12 protein-coding genes are annotated in these 18057 nt (G+C 68.9%); 8 read left to right on the top strand and 4 right to left on the bottom strand.

Features of this window, described 5'->3' with window-relative positions; translation table 11 throughout:
* The first annotated feature begins 91 nt into the window (after positions 1-91).
* From mutS to FHS79_RS03375, 6 genes are read left to right on the top strand one after another with little or no spacing between them, the layout of a single operon-like run.
* On the top strand, positions 92-2632 hold the full coding sequence (gene mutS, locus FHS79_RS03350; RefSeq protein WP_184195377.1) for a DNA mismatch repair protein MutS: 2541 nt from the start codon (positions 92-94) through the stop codon (positions 2630-2632).
* Positions 2629-6147, top strand: a complete 3519-nt coding sequence (locus FHS79_RS19100) for a hydantoinase B/oxoprolinase family protein (protein WP_184195380.1) — start codon at positions 2629-2631, stop codon at positions 6145-6147. Before mutS ends, FHS79_RS19100 begins: the two co-directional genes overlap by 4 nt.
* Entirely contained in the window at positions 6144-6803 is a 660-nt protein-coding gene (locus FHS79_RS03360; RefSeq protein WP_184195383.1) for a DUF969 domain-containing protein, read from the top strand. Before FHS79_RS19100 ends, FHS79_RS03360 begins: the two co-directional genes overlap by 4 nt.
* Complete coding sequence (locus tag FHS79_RS03365; RefSeq protein ID WP_184195386.1) at positions 6800-7735, top strand: 5-oxoproline transporter, DUF979 family subunit; 936 nt, start codon at positions 6800-6802, stop codon at positions 7733-7735. The genes FHS79_RS03360 and FHS79_RS03365 overlap by 4 nt, the downstream gene beginning before the upstream one ends.
* The gene (locus FHS79_RS03370; RefSeq protein ID WP_184195389.1) at positions 7732-8715 is read left to right on the top strand and encodes a DUF2891 domain-containing protein; all 984 of its coding nucleotides are present in this window, start codon (positions 7732-7734) and stop codon (positions 8713-8715) included. The genes FHS79_RS03365 and FHS79_RS03370 overlap by 4 nt, the downstream gene beginning before the upstream one ends.
* A gap of 23 nt (positions 8716-8738) precedes the next feature.
* Positions 8739-10292, top strand: coding sequence for a DUF4403 family protein (locus tag FHS79_RS03375; RefSeq protein WP_184195392.1), 1554 nt, complete (start codon positions 8739-8741; stop codon positions 10290-10292).
* Here FHS79_RS03375 and FHS79_RS03380 read toward each other — a convergent pair.
* Positions 10189-10650 carry a YaiI/YqxD family protein gene (locus FHS79_RS03380; RefSeq protein WP_184195395.1) on the bottom strand — a complete coding sequence of 154 codons (462 nt, stop codon included), beginning with the start codon at positions 10648-10650 and terminating at the stop codon, positions 10189-10191. The two genes, FHS79_RS03375 and FHS79_RS03380, sit on opposite strands and share 104 nt — an antisense overlap.
* Positions 10651-10730: 80 nt before the next feature.
* Here FHS79_RS03380 and FHS79_RS03385 point away from each other — a divergent pair, with 80 nt between their 5' ends.
* On the top strand, positions 10731-11228 hold the full coding sequence (locus FHS79_RS03385) for a hypothetical protein (RefSeq protein ID WP_184195398.1): 498 nt from the start codon (positions 10731-10733) through the stop codon (positions 11226-11228).
* Here the strand turns inward: FHS79_RS03385 and FHS79_RS03390 are convergent.
* The 3 genes from FHS79_RS03390 to FHS79_RS03400 all read right to left on the bottom strand — a co-directional run bounded on the left by FHS79_RS03390 (position 11225) and on the right by FHS79_RS03400 (position 14731).
* Positions 11225-12958, bottom strand: coding sequence for a DEAD/DEAH box helicase (locus FHS79_RS03390; protein WP_184195401.1), 1734 nt, complete (start codon positions 12956-12958; stop codon positions 11225-11227). The two genes, FHS79_RS03385 and FHS79_RS03390, sit on opposite strands and share 4 nt — an antisense overlap.
* A 110-nt stretch (positions 12959-13068) precedes the next feature.
* Positions 13069-14244: an acetyl-CoA C-acyltransferase gene (locus tag FHS79_RS03395; RefSeq protein ID WP_184195403.1), complete on the bottom strand. Its 1176-nt coding sequence runs from the start codon at positions 14242-14244 to the stop codon at positions 13069-13071.
* Between the two features lie 25 nt (positions 14245-14269).
* Positions 14270-14731, bottom strand: coding sequence for a MaoC family dehydratase (locus FHS79_RS03400; RefSeq protein ID WP_184195407.1), 462 nt, complete (start codon positions 14729-14731; stop codon positions 14270-14272).
* Positions 14732-14871: 140 nt separating this feature from the next.
* Here FHS79_RS03400 and FHS79_RS03405 point away from each other — a divergent pair, with 140 nt between their 5' ends.
* Positions 14872-17877 carry an L-glutamate gamma-semialdehyde dehydrogenase gene (locus FHS79_RS03405; protein ID WP_243452621.1) on the top strand — a complete coding sequence of 1002 codons (3006 nt, stop codon included), beginning with the start codon at positions 14872-14874 and terminating at the stop codon, positions 17875-17877.
* Positions 17878-18057: the final 180 nt, after the last annotated feature.

The following is an 18057-nucleotide window of genomic DNA, read 5'->3' on the forward strand; positions in this document are numbered from 1 at the left end:
GAGCCTGACTCGGCATCGCCAAGGAGAGATGCAGCCTCTCCACAGCCCCCCACTTGCCTGCTACCCAAGGCCCGTGTCCACCGCTTCCCCGATGATCGCCCAATATCTGGCGCTGAAAGCGCAAAGTGAGGGCTGCCTGCTGTTCTTCCGCATGGGAGACTTCTACGAGCTGTTCTTCGAGGATGCACAAGCCGCGGCGCGCACGCTCGACATCACGCTGACCTCGCGCGGCGAGCATGCCGGAGCACCCATCCCGATGTGCGGGGTGCCGATCCATGCCGCCGATGGCTATCTGGCGCGGCTTATCAAGGGCGGCCACCGGGTGGCGATCGCCGAGCAGATCGAGAGCCCGGCGGAGGCGAGGAAGCGACCGGGCAAGAGCCTGGTGGCGCGCGCCATCACCCGGATCGTCACCCCGGGGACGTTGACCGAGGATGTGCTGCTGGAGGCGCGCCGCGCCAACTGGCTGGCGGCAGTGACCGACGGGGCCATCGCCTGGCTCGATCTTTCGACGGGCAGTTTTCACACGCGCGCCGATACGCCGGCCGCACTCGCTGCCGAGCTCGCACGGCTGGCGGCGGCCGAGACGCTGCATGCCGAGGGCAGTCCGGCGCCGGCGGCGGGTGCCACGGCGCGGCCGGCGAGCGACTTCGGCGCAGCGCGCGGCGAGGCGGCGTTGAAGGGGCATTTCGGGGTGACGACGCTCGATGGCTTCGGCGCGTTCACGCCGCCCGAGCTGGCGGCGGCGGGCGCGCTGCTCGCTTATGTGAAGGCGACGGCGCTTGCAGCAGTGCCGCTGCTCTGCCCGCCGCGCCGCGAACTGCCGGGGAGCACGATGGCGATCGACGCGGCGACGCGCGCCAGCCTCGAACTGGCGCGTTCAAGCCGGGGCAGCCGCAGCGGCAGCCTCGAGGCGGTGGTGGATGCGACGGTGACGGCGGCCGGTGCGCGGGCGCTGGGCGAGGATCTGGCAGCCCCGCTCACCGACCCGGCGGCGATCAATGCACGGCTCGATCTGGTGGAGTGGTTCGCCAGCCACCCGACCGCGCGGCCGCGCACGAGGCAACGGCTGGCGGCTGCGCCCGATATCGCGCGGGCACTCGGACGGCTGGCGATCGGCCGCTGGACGCCGCGTGATCTCGCCGCCGTGCGCGACGGGGTTTCCGCAGCACTTGCGCTGAAGGCGCAGCTCGCTGCCGAGCCACTGGCGCCGGCGCTGCTGGGCGAGGTGCTGGCGGCAATCGGCGCGCATGGGGCGCTGCTGGCCGAACTTTCAGCGGCACTTGTGCCGCAGCCGCCGGTGGAGGCTGCGGGGAGCATTGCTTCGGGCTTCGACGCAGCGCTCGATGCTCTGAAGGCCAGCGCGCGCGATGGCCGGTCGGCGGTGGCGGCGCTCGAAAGCCGGCTGCGCGCCGAGACGGGCGTCGCGAGCCTGAAAGTGCGTCACAACGGCGTCCTCGGCTACCATATCGAAGTGCCGGCGCGCGCCGCCGACCCGCTGATGGTGCCGACCTCGGGGTTCATCCATCGCCAGACGCTGGCGGGGCAGGTGCGTTTCGGCAGCGTCGAGCTTGCCGGGCTCGCCGCCAGCATTGCCAGCGCCGCCGACCATGCCGCGGCGGCCGAGGCGGCGCATCTGGAGGCGCTGCGTGAGGCGGTTCTGGCGGAGAGTGCCGGCCTTGGCGGCACGGCGCAGGCGCTGGCGCGGCTCGATGTGGCGAGTGCGCTGGCGGAGCGGGCGGCGGCTGAAGGCTGGGTGCGGCCGCTGGTCGATGGGAGCACCGCTTTTGCCGTGCGCGGCGGGCGGCACCCGGTGGTGGAGGCGGCGGTGCAGGCGGCACGGGGTCGGTTCGTGGCCAATGACTGCGATCTTTCTGCCGATGCGCGGCTCTGGCTCGTCACCGGTCCCAATATGGCGGGAAAATCGACCTTTTTGCGGCAGAATGCGCTGATCGCGGTGATGGCGCAGGCGGGGAGCTTCGTGCCTGCGGCGGCAGCGCATATCGGCATTGTCGACCGGCTGTTCAGCCGGGTGGGGGCTTCGGACGATCTCGCGCAGGGGCGCTCGACCTTCATGGTCGAGATGGTCGAGACCGCCGCCATCCTGTCGGGAGCGACGGCGCGGAGCCTGGTGATCCTCGACGAGGTGGGGCGCGGCACCAGCACCTATGACGGCCTTGCCATCGCCTGGGCGGTGCTGGAGGCGGTGCACGACGACCTGCAGGCGCGATGCCTGTTCGCCACGCATTATCGTGAGCTTACGGCCCTTGCAGCGCGGCTGAAGTGCCTGGCCTGCGTGCATGTGCGGGCGCGTGAGTGGAAGGGCGAGCTGGTATTTCTGCATGAGGTGGTGCCGGGGGCGGCGGACCGCAGCTATGGGCTGGCGGTGGCGCGGTTGGCCGGGGTCCCTGCCCCGGTGCTGGCGCGGGCGCGGAGCGTGCTGGCACGGCTGGAGGCCAACCGTGACAAGACCGGCGGACTGGCGGCGGGACTGGCGGAGCTGCCGCTTTTTGCTGCTGCAGCGCCGGTGGCCGGTGATGCGCTGCGCGAGCGGCTGGCGGGACTCGACGTCGACGAGATTTCGCCGCGCGAAGCCCTTGATCTGCTTGCCGAATTGAAGGCGATGGGGTGAGCGGCTGGCACTTCTGGATTGATCGCGGCGGCACCTTCACCGACATCGTGGCGCGCTCCCCGGCGGGGCGGTTGGCGACGGCGAAGTTGCTCAGCCATGCGCCCGAGCTTTATGCCGATGCAGCGCTCGAAGGCATTGCCCGGCTGCGCGCCACCGAGGCAGGGCCGATTGCCGATGTGCGGATGGGCACGACCGTGGCGACCAATGCGCTGCTCGAAGGCAAGGGGGCACCGACCTTGCTGGCGATCACACGGGGCCATGGTGATGCGCTGACGATCGGCCATCAGGCGCGGCCGGCGATCTTTGCCCTTGATATTGTTCGGCCTTTGCCGCTGCAGGCGATGACGGTGGAGATCGACGAGCGTCTCGCGGCGGATGGGGCGGTGGTGGTGCCGCTCGATGCGGCGGCAGCGCGGGCGGCGTTGCAGCGGGGCTTCGATGCGGGGCTGCGCAGCGTCGCGATCGTGCTGATGCATGCATGGGTGAACCCGGCGCACGAGCTGCAACTGGCGGACATTGCGCGGGAAATCGGCTTCAGCTATGTGACGGCCAGCCATCAGGTCGGGCGGCTGATCAAGCTGGTGCCGCGCGGGCAATCGGCGGTGGTCGATGCCTATCTCTCGCCACCGCTTGGCGCCCATGTGGGGGTGGTGGCGGATGCGCTGTCGGGGGTGCCGCTCGGCTTCATGCAATCGAGCGGCGGATTGGCTGCACCAGGCCATTTTCATGGGCGAAACGCGGTGCTTTCGGGGCCGGCGGGGGGCATTGTGGGTATGTCCGCGGTATGTCGAGGGGCAGAGAAGGCGCTGCTCGGGTTCGACATGGGCGGCACCAGCACCGATGTTTCGATGTTTGCCGGCCGTTTCGACCGCGCCGAGGAGACGGTGGTGGCGGGCTACCGGATCGCGAGCCCGAGTCTCAGGATCGACACGGTGGCGGCCGGCGGCGGCAGCATCGTGCGCGCCGAGGGCAGCCGGCTGCGGGTGGGCCCGGCATCGGCGGGGGCGCGGCCGGGGCCGGCGAGCTATGGGCATGGCGGACCGCTGACGATCACCGACTGCAATGTGGCGCTGGGGCGGTTGCAGCCCGAGCATTTTCCGGCGCTGTTCGGGCCGGAGGGGGATGCGGCGCTGGATGGCGGGGCGGTGGCGGATCGGCTGGCGGGGCTGGCGGCAGAGCTGGACGCTGATCCGCTCGATCTGGCGGAGGGCGCCATCGCGATTGCGGTCGAGACGATGGCGGCGGCGATTCGGGCGATCAGCACGCTGCGGGGGCATGATCCAGCGGCGGCGACTTTGGTGGGCTTTGGCGGGGCGGCGGGGCAGCATGTGTGTGCGGTGGCCGATGCGCTGGGGATGGACCGTATCTTGCTGCATCCGCTGGCCGGGGTTTTCTCGGCCTGGGGGATCGGCATGGCGGATGTGCGGACGCTGGCGCAGGCGACACTGGCGCTGCCGCTCTCGACGGCGGATGCGGCGATTGCGGACGCGGCGGGGCGATTGGCGGCCGAGGCCGAGGCGGCACTGGCGGCGCAGGGGCATGGGTGCACGCGCACGCTGCTGACGGCGCGGATCCGCCACAAGGGGTCGGACACAACCACCGAGTTTCCTCTCGCATCTGCTGCGGCGTTGGCGGCGGCGTTCCTGGCCGACCAGGCGGCGCGGTTCGGCTTTGCGCATGATGGGGCAGACCTGATTGTGGAAAGCATCGCAGCCGAAGCGGTGAGCGAAACCGACAAGGCTGATGCGGTGCCGCAGGCGGGGGCTGCGGGGCCGACGACGGTTCACCCGGTGCGGTTTGGCGGGGAATGGCATGACACGCCATTTCGCAGCCGTGACGGGCTGGCGCCCGGCACCATGGTTGCCGGGCCGGCAGTGCTTCTCGATGCCAGCAGCACGACGCTCGTTGCACCCGGCTGGCAGGGGGTGATCGATGCGGCGCACAATCTGGTACTGACGCAAACGGCAGCAGTGGCGCGGCCACGGCCGGGCACGGACCGTGATCCGGTGTGGCTCGAGCTGTTTGCCAACCGCTTCATGGCGATTGCCGAGGCGATGGGGGCGGCACTTCAGGCGACCGCATGGTCGGTCAACATCAAGGAGCGGCTCGATTTTTCCTGCGCGGTGTTCGACGGTGAGGGCGTGTTGATTGCCAATGCGCCGCACATGCCGGTGCATCTGGGCTCGATGGGGGTTTCGGTGCGCGCGATCATTGGTGCGCGTGCCGGCCAGGTGCGGCCGGGTGATGCCTATATGCTCAATGACCCCTGGGCGGGGGGCACGCATCTGCCCGATGTGACCGTGGTGATGCCGGTGTTTCTGGCCGAAAGCGATGCCCCGGCCTTCTGGGTTGCGGCGCGGGGGCACCAGGCCGATATCGGTGGCACCTCGCCGGGATCGATGCCTGCCGACAGCCGGACGATTGCCGATGAGGGCGTGCTCATCACCAACTGGCTGCTGGTCGAGGCCGGGCGGCTGCGCGAGGCGGAGACGCTGGCATTGCTCGCACCGGCGCGGGACCCGGCGCGGTGCATGGGCGATTTGCAGGCGCAGCTGGCAGCGTGCGCGCGGGGTGCGGATGACCTGAAGGCGCTGGTGAGCGAGATGGGGGCGGACACGGTGCGCGCCTATATGGGGCATGTGCAGGACGATGCCGAAGCGGCGGTGCGGCGTGCGATCGCCGGGCTGCATGATGGCGAGTTTTCGTGCCTGATGGACAATGGCGCGGCGATCCGGCTGGCGGTGCGGATCGACCAAGCGACCAACAGCGCCACGCTCGATTTCAGCGGCACCAGCGCGCAGACGGGGGACAATTTCAACGCGCCCGAGGCGGTGACGCGCGCCGCCGCCCTTTATGCGTTTCGTGTGCTGGCAGGCGGCGACCTGCCGATGAACGATGGCGTGCTGCGGCCGCTGACGCTCATCATTCCAGAAGGTTCGATCCTGAGCCCTGCCCCCGGTGCGGCGGTGGTGGCGGGGAATGTCGAGACGAGCCAGATCCTGACCGACACGATCTTCGGGGCGCTGGGCCGGCTGGCGGCGAGCCAGGGCACGATGAACAACCTGACCTTCGGCAATGCTGCCCACCAATATTACGAGACTATCGCCGGGGGAGCCGGGGCAAGTGCGGGTGCGGCCGGGGCGAGTGCGGTGCAGACGCACATGACCAACAGCCGGCTGACCGACCCCGAGGTGCTCGAATTGCGCTACCCGGTGCGGGTGGAGCGCTTCGCGGTGCGAAGCGGATCGGGCGGGGCGGGGGCGCGGCGCGGCGGCGACGGGGTGGAGCGGACGATTCGCTTTCTGGAGCCGATGACGGTTTCGCTGCTCGCCGGGCGGCGCGCGACGGCGCCCTTCGGGCTGGCGGGCGGCGGTGCTGCACAGGCGGGGGCAGGCTTTGTGACGCGCAGCGACGGCAGCGTGGAGACGCTCGGTGCCTGTGCGCGCGCTGAACTCGCGGCCGGCGATGCCATCACGATCCTGACGCCTGGCGGCGGCGGGTTCGGCACGCCATGACGCCGCTTCTCGGCCTGCTCGTGCTGGTGGTGGGGTTCATCCTGCGCATCAACCCGCTGGCGGTGGTGCTGGCGGCGGCGCTCACCGCCGGGCTGGCGGCGGGGCTCGAGCCGGTGGCGGTGCTCGCCGCACTCGGCAAGGCGTTCAACACCAACCGCTATGTGAGCGCGCTTTGGATCATCCTGCCGGTCGTCGGGCTGCTCGAACGCGCCGGGCTGCGCGAGCGAGCGGCGGACCTAATCACCCGCAGTGCGCGGCTGACGAGCGGGCGGCTTTTGGTGCTTTACCTCGCCTTCCGGCAGGTCACCGCCTCGATCGGGCTGATTTCGATCGCCGGCCACGCACAGACGGTGCGGCCGCTGATTGCGCCGATGGCGGAAGCCGCCGCCCTGCGGGCGCGGCCCGACCTCGATGCCGCCGGGCTGGCGCGCATCCGCGCGATGGCGGCGGCGACCGACAATGTGGGGGTGTTCTTCGGCGAGGACATCTTTCTCGCGGTCGCGTCGATCCTGCTCATCAAGGGGGTGCTCGAGACGCAGGGGATCATCGTGCAACCGTTCGAGCTGGCGGTGTGGGCGATCCCGAGTGCGATTGCGGCGTTTCTGCTCCACGGCGGACGGCTGCTGGCGCTCGACCGCTGGATTGCCCGCACATGATCGGCTTGCCTGCACTTTATACGCTTGCCGGGCTGTTGTTTGCGGGCTGGGGGCTGATGGTGGTGTTCGACCGCAGCCACCCCGGGCGCATCGGCTCGACGCTGTTCTGGGGGCTTATCGCTTTGAGCTTCCTCGCCGGCGATCTGCTGGGGGATGTGGCGAATGGCGTGCTGGTGGTGGCGCTGGTGGTGTTGGCGGCGATGGGCTTTCCAAAGCGCGGACTGGCGGGCGAGGTGCCGCTGGCCGAGCGGCGGGCGAGTGCGGCCCGGCTTGGCAACCGGCTGATCGGCGCCGCCCTCATCGTGCCGGCGACGGCGCTGATCGGCACGCTGCTGCTGCCGCAGCTGGCGTTTGTCGACCCCAAGCAGGTGACCCTGCTCAGCCTCGGGCTGGGGGTGGTGATCGCCACTGTGGTGCTGCTGCGCTGGCTGCGGCTGGCGCCGGTGCATGCGCTCGGCGAGGGCAAGCGGCTGGTCGATGGCATCGGCTGGGCGCTGCTGCTGCCGCAGCTGCTGGCAAGCCTGGGGGCGGTGTTCGCGCTGGCGGGGATCGGCGAGATCATCGGCGACGGCGTGGCGGGGGCGATTCCGCAGGGCGCGCGGCTGCCGGCGGTGCTGGCGTTCACGCTCGGGATGGCGGGGTTCACGATCATCATGGGCAATGCCTTTGCCGCCTTTCCGGTGATGATGGCGGCGGTCGGGCTGCCGATCCTGATCCTCGGGCTGGGGGCGAGCCCGGTGGTGGTGGGGGCGGTGGGGATGCTCTCGGGGTTTTGCGGCACGCTGCTTTCGCCGATGGCGGCGAACTTCAACATCGTGCCGGCGGTGCTGCTCGACCTCGACCGCAGTGCCGTCATCCGCGCGCAGATGCTGACGGCGCTGCCGCTGTTCGTGTTCAACACGGCGATCATCTGGGGGTTTGGTTTTCCATGAGACTCGGTCCCGATATTGCGCAGCACATGGCGGAAACAGCGCTGGGACACGTGCAACGCGAATACCCTCATGCTGCGCAGCAAGTGCTTGAATCAGATGAAGACCTGCTGCCGCCGCGCGCGCTGCACCCGATGTTTTTCGGCAGCTTCGACTGGCATAGCTGCGTGCACGGATGGTGGCTGCTTTTGCGGCTGGCGCGGCTCTATCCGGACCTTGCAACATCGGCGGCAACGCGGGAACTGGCGGCTTCGACCTTCAGTGCCGACAAGGTGGCGACCGAAGTGGCGTGGTTCCTGCGGCCTTCGGCGCGGGGGTTCGAGCGGCCCTATGGCTGGGCATGGCTGCTCGCGCTCCACCATGAGGCGCGGCACCATGGGTTCGGCGCGGTGCTGGACCCGCTGGCGGCGATCATCGCGCGGGGCTTCCATGGCTATTTGCCGGCGTTGACCTACCCCATTCGCACCGGGGCGCATGCCAACACCGGCTTTGCGCTGTGCCTGATCGCGCCCTGGGCGCGGGCCAATGATCCGGCGCTGCTGGCGCTGATGGCGGCGCGGGCGGAGGCCTGGTTCGGCGGCGACAAGGACGCGCAGGCGTGGGAGCCCGATGGCGATGCCTTTCTGTCGCCGACCCTGGTCGAGGCGCTGGCGATGGCGCGGCTGCACGGGCAAGGGTTTGCCGACTGGTTTGCAGCCTTCCTTCCCGAGGCGGGCGGGCGCCGCCCGGCGAGCCTGTTCACGCCGGCGGAGGTTTCGGATCGGACCGATGGCAAGATCGCGCATCTCGATGGGTTGAACCTCAGCCGGGCGTGGTGCTGGCGGGGGATTTCGGCGGCGCTGGCTGGCGGCGAAGCGGCGATGGCGGACGTGGCTGAAGCGCATCTTGCGGCGAGCCTGCCGCATATCGCCGGAGATTATGCCGGGGCGCACTGGCTGGCGAGCTTTGCACTGCTGGCATTGGCAGGGGATGACGAAAGCTGAACGGAACGATAAGCTCCGGGGTAATGCGCTCCATTGCCTTTGCCCTGCTTCTGCTTGTCGCTGCGTGCAGCCGCGATTCGGGCAATCCGGCGCCGCCGCGGGTCGACACGCCGCTGCCGATCCCGACGCTCACCAGCACCATCGCCGTGCCTGTGACCGGCAGCCTCGATGACCTGCAGGCGGCGATCAACCGTGACACCCCCGAGACGCTGTGGAGCATCGACGAGCGGGTGGCGAAGTGCATCCCGGGGGCGCGGGTTTCGATCAAGGTGCTGGGCGTCGACAGGGCCAGGGTGACGCCCGACATCCCGTGCCATGTGACCGGCAATGCCGTGCGCGGGCCGGTGACCGTGGGGGGGAGCGGCGATGTGCTCACCCTGTCGATGCCGGTCACCGCCAGCGTGACGGCGCGCGATGCCGGGCAGAAGATCATCAGGAAGACCGCCACCGCCGAGGCGCTGGTGACAGCGAAGGTGCGGCTGGGGCTGACGCCCGACTGGCAGCCCCAGGCCAGGGTCGACCTCGACTATCGCTGGCTGCGCGAGCCGGGTGTCGACCTTCTGGGGCAGCGGCTCAACCTCACCGGCAGGGCCGACCCGAAGCTGCAGAGGGTGATCGCAAAGCTGGAGGCCGATATTCCGCGCCAGCTGGCGCGCGCGCATACCCGCGAGACGCTTGCCGAGAATTGGGCGCAGGCCTTCACCACGATCGAGCTCAACCGCCGCAACCCGGAGGTGTGGCTGCGGGTGGCGCCCGAGGCGGTGCATGTCGACCCGTGGCGGATCGAGGGGCGCGAGGTGGTGCTGCCGCTTTCGGTGCGCGCCACGGCGGAGACGTTCGTGGGGCATCGGCCGGACGATCCGGCGCCGACGCCGCTGCCGGCACCATCGCCGGCGATGGGGGGCGAGGGCGTGCTGCTGCACCTGCCGGTGATTGCCGATTACGATGCGCTCGAGCCGGTGCTGGCGCGGGCGCTGGAAAGGCTTTCGAGGAAGGGCATCAAGGTTGCTGATTATGGGGTCGTGGATGTGAAATTCGGCAAGGTGACGCTCTACCCGACGTCGCGCGGGCGGGTGGCGGTCGGGCTGCAGATCGATGCCAAATCACCGCGGCAGTTGGTCCATGCCAAGGGGACGCTGTGGCTGGCGGGGACGCCCTATAATGCTGCCGGGAGCCAGCGCGTGGCGTTCAAGGACCTGGAGGTGGCGAGCAGCACCGACAGCCCCGGTTTCGACCTGCTGGTGGCGATCACCGAGGAGCCGTTGGTGAAGGCATCGATTGCCGATGCGCTGACGCAGGATTTTTCGAAGGATCTGGCCAAGCTGATGGCGAAGATCGAGCCCAAGCTGGCGGCACTTCCGATCGGCAGGGCGTTCACGCTGCGCGCCACGATCACCGATTTCCGCAATGGCCAGGTGTCGGCGCTGGGCCAGGGGCTGTTCATGCCGGTGGATGCGCAGGCGACGGCGGCGGTCAGCTACCGCCCGCCTGGTTCTGGGCGCGAACGAGGAGCAGATCGAGCGCCTGCAGGAAGCGCGAGCGATCGGCCTTCGAAAAGGCCGGCGGCCCGCCCGTGATGCCGACCATGCCGGCGCGCAGATCGGCCATCAGCGCGCGCTGCGCCACCGCCGAGCCGATCATGGCGCTGGTGAAGATGCGGCCATCATGTGCCACCGCGCTGGCACCGGCCTTGAGGACGCGCTCGGCGAGGAGGATGTCGCCGGTGACGACGACATCGCCGGGGGTGATGGCTTCGGTGATCCAGTCATCGGCGGCATCGAACGCAGGGCCGACCATGTGCTGGCTGACCAGCGGGTGGGCGGGCATGCGGTGGCCCGAGTTGGAGACGACGACCACCGCGATGCCGTGGCGGATGGCGACGCGATAGACCTCGTCCTTGACCGGACAGGCATCGGCATCGACGTAGATTTTCATGGCTGCGGCCTTTCGTGCGGGCGTTGAGGCATCGGACAGAACCGCTATACTGGCTGCGCTGGCTTCGCAGGGGTGAATCCATGGAAAGCGTGGCAACTGAAGACATCGATCGGGATCTGGCCGACCTATTCACGCTGCTGGACGGGCCGCGCCCGCTTGTCGACTGGTTCGAATATCGGGCGTGGCTGGAGTTCACGCGCTTCCTGCGCGCGAATTACGAGCTGGCCGATGAGCTGGAAGCCGCAGAGGAGGGTTGGCCGGAGAGCGAGGCCGATTTTGTGGCACTGCTCGCGCGGTCCCGCGGAGAGCTGGCGGCGATGGGCAGCTACAGGACCGAGACCGAGCGGCTGTTCCTGCTGTTGCGCGACCAGGGATCGCCATTGTTCGAGCGGATCTGCGAGCTTTATTGCCGCTACCGGGCGCAGATCGACTTTGTCAACGAGGCTGCCGCGGCGGTGGCGATTGCCAAGGGGATTGTGCAGGACCTGTGGATGGGCCTGCCGATCACCACCTTCATCGCGCTGCTCATCAAGTCGAGGCTGCTCGACAAGACGTGCGACTGCGGCAATCGCGGTTAGCGCGGCGGGCGCTTGCCGACGGGCCGGACGGTGGCGCCGGGGTGGGGGCGAGGGCCGCCGGGACCACGCGATTCGAGGCGGGGGCGTGACGGGCGGGGTGGCGGCGGACCATCAGCGGGGATGATGCGGATGCCGCCTTCGGGCGAGCGATCGGCGCCCTCGGTGCGGTGGAGCGCATCGAGGAACTTCGACGCGATGGCGCGCGGGATTTCGAAGCGGGTTTCGTGGCTGCCAATCTGGATGGTGCCGACATCGCCCTTCGTCACATGGCCGCGGCGACAGAGCAGCGGCAGGATCCAGCGCGGATCGGCGTTCTGCTGGCGGCCGACGTCCATCTTGAACCAGACGACATCGACGTCGCCGCCGCCCGAGCGGGGGCCTTCGTCGTTGCCGCGCCTTGCGGGACGCTGGGCGGGGCCGCCATCGAGAAGCTCTTCGGCGGCGGGCATTTTCGCGCGGTGGGTGCGCACGAGCATCGCGGCAATGTCTTCAGGGCTGCGCTCGGCGATGAGGCGGGCAGCGAGTGCGCGGTCCTCGTCGTCGAATTCGGCCGGGGTTTCCATCAGCGTGGCGATGAGGCGCTCACGGTCCTGCGCTCGGATTTCCTCAGGACCAGGGACCTTCATCCATTCGGCCTGGATGCGGGCACCGCGGAGCATGCCTTCCACACGGCGGCGGGCGGGATAGGGCACCACGAGGATGGCGGTGCCCTTCTTGCCGGCGCGTCCGGTGCGGCCCGAGCGGTGCTGGAGGGTTTCGGCGTCGCGTGGCAGCTCGACATGGACGACGAGCGAAAGCGTGGGCAGATCGATCCCGCGTGCCGCCACATCGGTGGCGACGCAGACGCGGGCGCGGCGGTCGCGAAGCGCTTGCAGGGCGGAGTTGCGCTCGGCCTGGGTGTGCTCGCCGGACAGGGCGACGGCATCGAAGCCGCGCTCGATGAGGCTGGCGTGGAGGCGGCGCACATTGTCCCGCGTTGCGCAGAACAGCATCGCGGTGGGGGCCTCGTGGAGGCGGAGCAGATTGACGACGGCGTTCTCGATGTCTGCCGGCGCCACGACGACGGCCTGATAGGCGATGTCGCCATGGCCACGGTCCTCGCCGACGGTCGAGATGCGGAAGGCATCCTTCTGGTAGCGCTTGGCGAGCGCCACGATCGGCTTGGGAAGGGTGGCCGAGAACATGAAGGTGCGGCGGTCGGCAGCGGTAGCGTCGAGAATTTCCTCGAGATCCTCGCGGAAGCCCATGTCGAGCATCTCGTCGGCCTCGTCGAGAATCGCGACCTTGAGGCTGCCCAGTTGCAGCGCGCCGCGCTCGAGATGATCGCGGAGCCGGCCAGGCGTGCCGACGACGATATGGGCACCGGCGGCGAGCGAGCGCCGCTCCTTGCTGGCATCCATGCCGCCGACACAGGTGGCGATGCGCGCACCGGTCTTGGCATAAAGCCACGCCAGTTCCTTGCTGACCTGAAGTGCGAGTTCGCGGGTGGGGGCGATGGCCAGTGCGAGCGGCGCGCCGGGGCGGGCGGTGCGGCCATCTTCGCCGAGCATCTGCGGCGCCATGGCGAGGCCGAAGGCGACGGTCTTGCCCGAGCCGGTCTGCGCGGACACGAGCAGATCGCGGCCTTCCGCCTCGGGGGCGACGACCGAAGCCTGCACGGGGGTCAAAGTTTCATAGCCCTTGGCCTTGATGGCCTCGGCCAGCAATGCGGGTAGGTTTTCAATGTTCATCGCGGGCCTATGACGCATCTGCGAACAAAAAGCCACTCACGGCACTGAAAGGGCAGCCATGTCGTGGTCGTGTGGGGCGGCTGGAGGGCTGACCTCCAGCCGCCACACGCTCAATAGACTTCGAAAAGCCCAGCTGCCCCCATGCCGCCACCGACGCACATGGTGACGACGACATATTTGGCACCGCGGCGCTTGCCTTCGATGAGCGCATGGCCGGTGCAGCGCGCCCCGGTCATGCCATAGGGGTGGCCGACCGAGATGGCGCCGCCGTTGACGTTGAGTTTTTCGGGATCGATGCCGAGCACATCGGCGCAGTGGATGACCTGGACGGCAAAGGCTTCGTTCAGCTCCCAAAGGCCGATATCGTCCATCGTCAGGCCATTGGCCTTGAGCAGCTTCGGCACGGCATAGATAGGGCCGATGCCCATTTCATCGGGTTCGAGGCCGGCGACGGCCATGCCGCGATAGGCGCCGAGCGGGGTGAGGCCACGGCGGCTGGCTTCGCCGGCTTCCATCAGCACGCTCGCCGAAGCGCCGTCCGAAAGCTGGCTGGCGTTGCCGGCGGTGATGGTGCCGCCTTCGATGACGGTCTTCAGGCCCTTCAGGCTTTCGAGCGTGGTTTCGGCGCGGTTGCCTTCGTCCTTGGCGAGAGTGACTTCGTGATAGGTGACCTCCTTGGTCTCCTTGTTGACTAGTCCCATGCGGCTGGTCATCGGCACGATCTCGTCATCGAACTTGCCGGCGGCCTGCGCGGCGGCGGTGCGCTGCTGCGACTGGAAGCCATATTCGTCCATCCGGTCGCGGCTGATGTTGTAGCGCTTCGCCACGACTTCGGCGGTCTGCAGCATCGGCATGTAGATGCTGGGGTGCATCTTCACCAGTTCGGGATCGGCGCCGACGCGCATTTCGGCGGTCTGCACCATCGAGATCGAATCGACGCCGGCGCCGATGGTGATCTGCATGCCATCGACGATGATCTGCTTGGCGGCGGTGGCGATCGACATCACCCCCGACGAGCATTGGCGGTCGATCGACTGGCCCGACACCGTGACCGGCAGCCCGGCACGCAGCAATGCGGTGCGGGCGATGTTGCCGCCCTGCACACCCTGCTGAAGGGCGGCACCCATCACCACATCATCGACTTCGGCACCCTCGATGCCGGCGCGCTTGACGGCATGGGCGATGGCATGGCCCGCCAGCGTGGGCGATGGGGTGGCGTTGAAGGCGCCCCGATAGGCCTTGCCGATCGGCGTGCGCGCCGTCGATACAATCACTGCTTCCCGCATGGTCCGTCTCCCGAAGTGCTTGTTTTCAAAGATATTGCAGGCTCACCCATTCGGCGGCGAGTGCAGGCTTGCTCTCGCCCTCGATCTCGACCGAGACGGCGAGGGTCGATTGCCAGGCGCCGTCGGGGCGCTGGGTCACATCGGCGAGGGTGAACTTGCCCCGGATCCGCTTGCCGCTCTTGACCGGCGCCATGAAGCGCAATTTGTTGAGGCCATAGTTGACCCCCATCTTGACGCCCTTGACCGAAGGCAGCGCCTGATAGGCGAAGCTGGAGCAGAGCGAGAGGGTGAGGAAGCCATGCGCGATGGTGGTGCCGAACGGCGTCTGCGCGGCCAGTTCGGGGTTCACATGGATGAACTGGTGATCGCCGGTGACTTCGGCAAACTGGTCGATCCTCACCTGATCGACGAGCACCCAATCGGACATGCCGACCTCGGTGCCGACCATTGCCTGATAGTCCTCAAGGCTCACTGCCGGCCGTGTCATGTCCGTCCCCAATCTTGCTGTTCGTTCGGTCTGTTCGTTTGGCGGACCCTAGGCCCGGCTTCACGCGTGCGTCAACCTGTCGGAGTCATCTGTTCCGAGCCCTCCAAACCGGCTAGGGCGAGCCCATGACATCTCCGACAATGATTGAAGCCCGCGCCCGTATGCGCGCCCTCCACCGTGCGCCCGAGCCCGAGGTGCTGGCCGCCCTGTTGCCCGCCGCATTGCTGGGGGAGGAGCAGCGGCATTCGGTGGTGGCGCGCGCCCGGCCCTTGATCGCCGGGCTGAAGGCGGCGGCGAGCAGCGGCTGGGTCAACCGCTTCCTCCAGCATTACCAGCTTGGCTCCGACGAGGGCACCGCGCTGCTGAGCCTGGCCGAGGCGTTTCTGCGCGTGCCCGACCCGGTGACCGCCGACCTGCTGATCCGTGACAAGCTGGGACAGGCCGACTGGAAGGCGAAGCTGGGAGACAGCGATTCGCTGCTCGTCAATTCCGCCACCTGGGGGCTGGTGATGGGCAAGGCGATGCTCGCCGACCCGCAGGCCGGCGTGCTCAAGCGTCTGCTTTCCCGCACCGGCGAGCCGTTCATTCGCCAGGCGGTGGCGGCCGCAATGCGGCTGATGGGCGAAGTGTTCGTGATGGGGCGCACCATTGACGAGGCGCTGGGCTTTGCCGACCGGCAGAAGGGTTTTACCGCCAGCTTCGACATGCTCGGCGAAGCGGCGCACACGTTTCCCGATGCGATGGGCTATTTCGATGCCTATCTGGGCGCCATCGAGGCGATCGGCCGCAAGCGCGGCGGCCGGCGTGGAGGCGGCGGCGGGAACGACAATATTTCCGGACGGCACTCGATCTCGGTGAAACTTTCCGCGCTGCACCCGCGCTACGAGACGGCGCATGCGAGTGCTGCCGTGCCCACGCTCACCGAACTGGCGATGACGCTGGCGCAGGCGGCGGCCTCGGCGGGAATCGGCCTGACCATCGATGCCGAAGAATCCGAGCGGCTCGACATGAGCCTCGACATCATCGGTGCGGTGGCGGCGCACCCCGGCCTCAAGGGCTGGGACGGGCTGGGCATGGCGGTGCAGGCCTATGGCAAGCGCGCGCCGGCCGTCATCGACTGGGCTGAGGCGCTGGGTGCTGCCACCGGGCGGTGCATTGCGGTGCGGCTGGTGAAGGGCGCCTATTGGGACAGCGAGATCAAGCGCACCCAGGCGCTGGGGCTTGCCGATTATCCGCTGTTCACGCGCAAGCCTGCCACCGATGTGAGCTGGCTGGCGTGCGCGCGGGCGATGCTCGATTCGCCGCATATCTATCCGGCGTTTGCGACGCACAATGCGCTGACGGTGGCGACGGTGCTCGAATGGGCGGGGGAGAGCCGCGACTTCGAGTTCCAGCGGCTGCACGGCATGGGCGAAGGGCTGTACGAGGATCTGGTGCGGAACCAGGGGCATCATTGCCGCATCTATGCGCCGGTGGGTGGCCACCGCGACCTGCTCGCCTATCTGGTGCGACGCCTGCTGGAAAACGGCGCCAACACCAGCTTCGTTCATCAGATAGCCGATGACGACATGCCCGAGGAAGAGCTGCTTGCCGACCCGGCGGCGCGGGTGGCGCGCTCGGGCGGGCTGCCGCACCCCGCCATCCCCAAGCCCTCGGCGATGTATGCGCATGAGGCGGCGACCGGTGGCCGGCCGAACAGCCCGGGCATCGACCTGGCCGATGCGCCGACGCTGGACGCGCTGGCTGCCGCGGCGGCGACGCTGGTGCTGCCGGCAGCGCCGGCGGCGGTCGATGTTGCCGCCGCCGTGGCGCGCGCCGAAGCGGCGGCACCCGGCTGGGCGGCGACGCCGGTGGAGGACCGTGCGGCGCGGGTCGAGGCGCTCGGCGATGCGCTTGAGGCCGACACCCCTGCCCTCATCGGGCTGCTGGTGCAGGAGGCGCGCAAGACGCTGCCGGATGCGGTGGCGGAAGTGCGCGAGGCGATCGACTTCTGTCGTTATTATGCAGCGCAGGCGCGGCACCTGATGCAGCCGATGCCGCTGCCGGGGCCGACGGGCGAGAGCAACTGCCTTATGCTGGCGCCGCGCGGGCCGTTCGCGACGATCGCGCCGTGGAATTTTCCGCTGGCGATCTTCCTTGGCCAATGCGCGGCAGCCCTGGTGACGGGCAATCCGGTGCTCGCCAAGCCGGCACCGCAGACGCCGCGGATTGCGGCGCGCGCGGTGGCGCTGGCGCATGCGGCGGGGATTCCGGCCGATGTGCTGCAGCTGATTCCCGGTGGCGGGGCCGAGGGCGATGCGCTGGTGCGCGACGGACGCGTGCAGGGTGTGGCCTTCACCGGCAGCACCGCCACGGCGCGGGCGATTGCACGGGCGCTGCTCGATGACGATGCGCGGCCGCTGATCCCGTTCATTGCCGAGACCGGCGGCATCAATGCGATGATCGCCGATTCGACGGCGCTGCCCGAGCAGGTGGTGGCCGATGTGATCGCTTCGGCGTTCCAGTCGGCGGGGCAGCGCTGCTCGGCGCTGCGCCTGCTGCTGGTGCAGCGCGAGGTGGCCGATTCGGTGATCACCATGCTGAAGGGGGCGATGGATGCGCTGGTGGTGGGGCCGGCGGGCAACCCGATGACCGATGTGCCCCCGGTGATCGATGCTGCGGCCGCTGCGAAGCTGGAAGCCTATCGGCAATCGGTGAAGGCGCGCTGGCTGCACAGCATCGCGGCACCCGAGGGCGACTATGTGGCGCCGACGCTGATCGCGATCGACCGGGTCGGCGACCTCAAGGAGGAGTGGTTCGGGCCGCTGCTGCATGTGACGACCTGGGAAGCAGGCACGCTCGCCGAGACGGTGCAGGCGGTGAATGCGCTGGGCTATGGGCTGACGATGGGGCTGCATAGCCGCATCGCTGGCGCGTCGGATACGGTGCAGGCGCTGGCGCAGGTGGGCAACCTCTATGTCAACCGCAGCATCATCGGGGCGGTGGTGGGCACCCAGCCGTTCGGCGGCGAGGCGCGGTCGGGGACCGGCTTCAAGGCCGGCGGGCCGCATTACCTGCTGCGCTTCTGCACCGAGCGGACGGTGACGATTGACACGACAAGTGCCGGCGGGAATGCTTCGCTGCTGAGCCTTGAGGAAGATGCGTAATCGCTTGATCGGATGGTGTGGCCCATGATGCGTTTGGTGTTTGTCGGGTTGGCAATTGGCCTTGGCGGCTGTGCGACGGAAGGTGCGAGGATCAACGAAGGTCCGATCACCAGCCTTGAATGCACGCGCACAGCCGGTTGTGCGTCGAGCTTCGTTGGTCGCCCGCGAGGCCCCAATCAT

This window comes from Polymorphobacter multimanifer (assembly GCF_014205635.1).
In the GTDB taxonomy this organism is placed as follows: domain Bacteria; phylum Pseudomonadota; class Alphaproteobacteria; order Sphingomonadales; family Sphingomonadaceae; genus Sandarakinorhabdus; species Sandarakinorhabdus multimanifer.

Bases quoted from the DNA above. Each gene is read 5' to 3' on its own strand.
- FHS79_RS03395 (WP_184195403.1), bottom strand. From the start codon at position 14,244: ATGCGGGAAGCAGTGATTGTATCGACGGCGCGCACGCCGATCGGCAAG.
- FHS79_RS03390 (WP_184195401.1), bottom strand. From the start codon at position 12,958: ATGAACATTGAAAACCTACCCGCATTGCTGGCCGAGGCCATCAAGGCC.
- FHS79_RS03405 (WP_243452621.1), top strand. From the start codon at position 14,872: ATGATTGAAGCCCGCGCCCGTATGCGCGCCCTCCACCGTGCGCCCGAG.
- FHS79_RS03370 (WP_184195389.1), top strand. From the start codon at position 7,732: ATGAGACTCGGTCCCGATATTGCGCAGCACATGGCGGAAACAGCGCTG.
- FHS79_RS03365 (WP_184195386.1), top strand. From the start codon at position 6,800: ATGATCGGCTTGCCTGCACTTTATACGCTTGCCGGGCTGTTGTTTGCG.
- FHS79_RS03375 (WP_184195392.1), top strand. From the start codon at position 8,739: ATGCGCTCCATTGCCTTTGCCCTGCTTCTGCTTGTCGCTGCGTGCAGC.
- FHS79_RS03380 (WP_184195395.1), bottom strand. From the start codon at position 10,650: ATGAAAATCTACGTCGATGCCGATGCCTGTCCGGTCAAGGACGAGGTC.
- FHS79_RS03360 (WP_184195383.1), top strand. From the start codon at position 6,144: ATGACGCCGCTTCTCGGCCTGCTCGTGCTGGTGGTGGGGTTCATCCTG.
- FHS79_RS03385 (WP_184195398.1), top strand. From the start codon at position 10,731: ATGGAAAGCGTGGCAACTGAAGACATCGATCGGGATCTGGCCGACCTA.
- mutS (WP_184195377.1), top strand. From the start codon at position 92: ATGATCGCCCAATATCTGGCGCTGAAAGCGCAAAGTGAGGGCTGCCTG.
- FHS79_RS03400 (WP_184195407.1), bottom strand. From the start codon at position 14,731: ATGACACGGCCGGCAGTGAGCCTTGAGGACTATCAGGCAATGGTCGGC.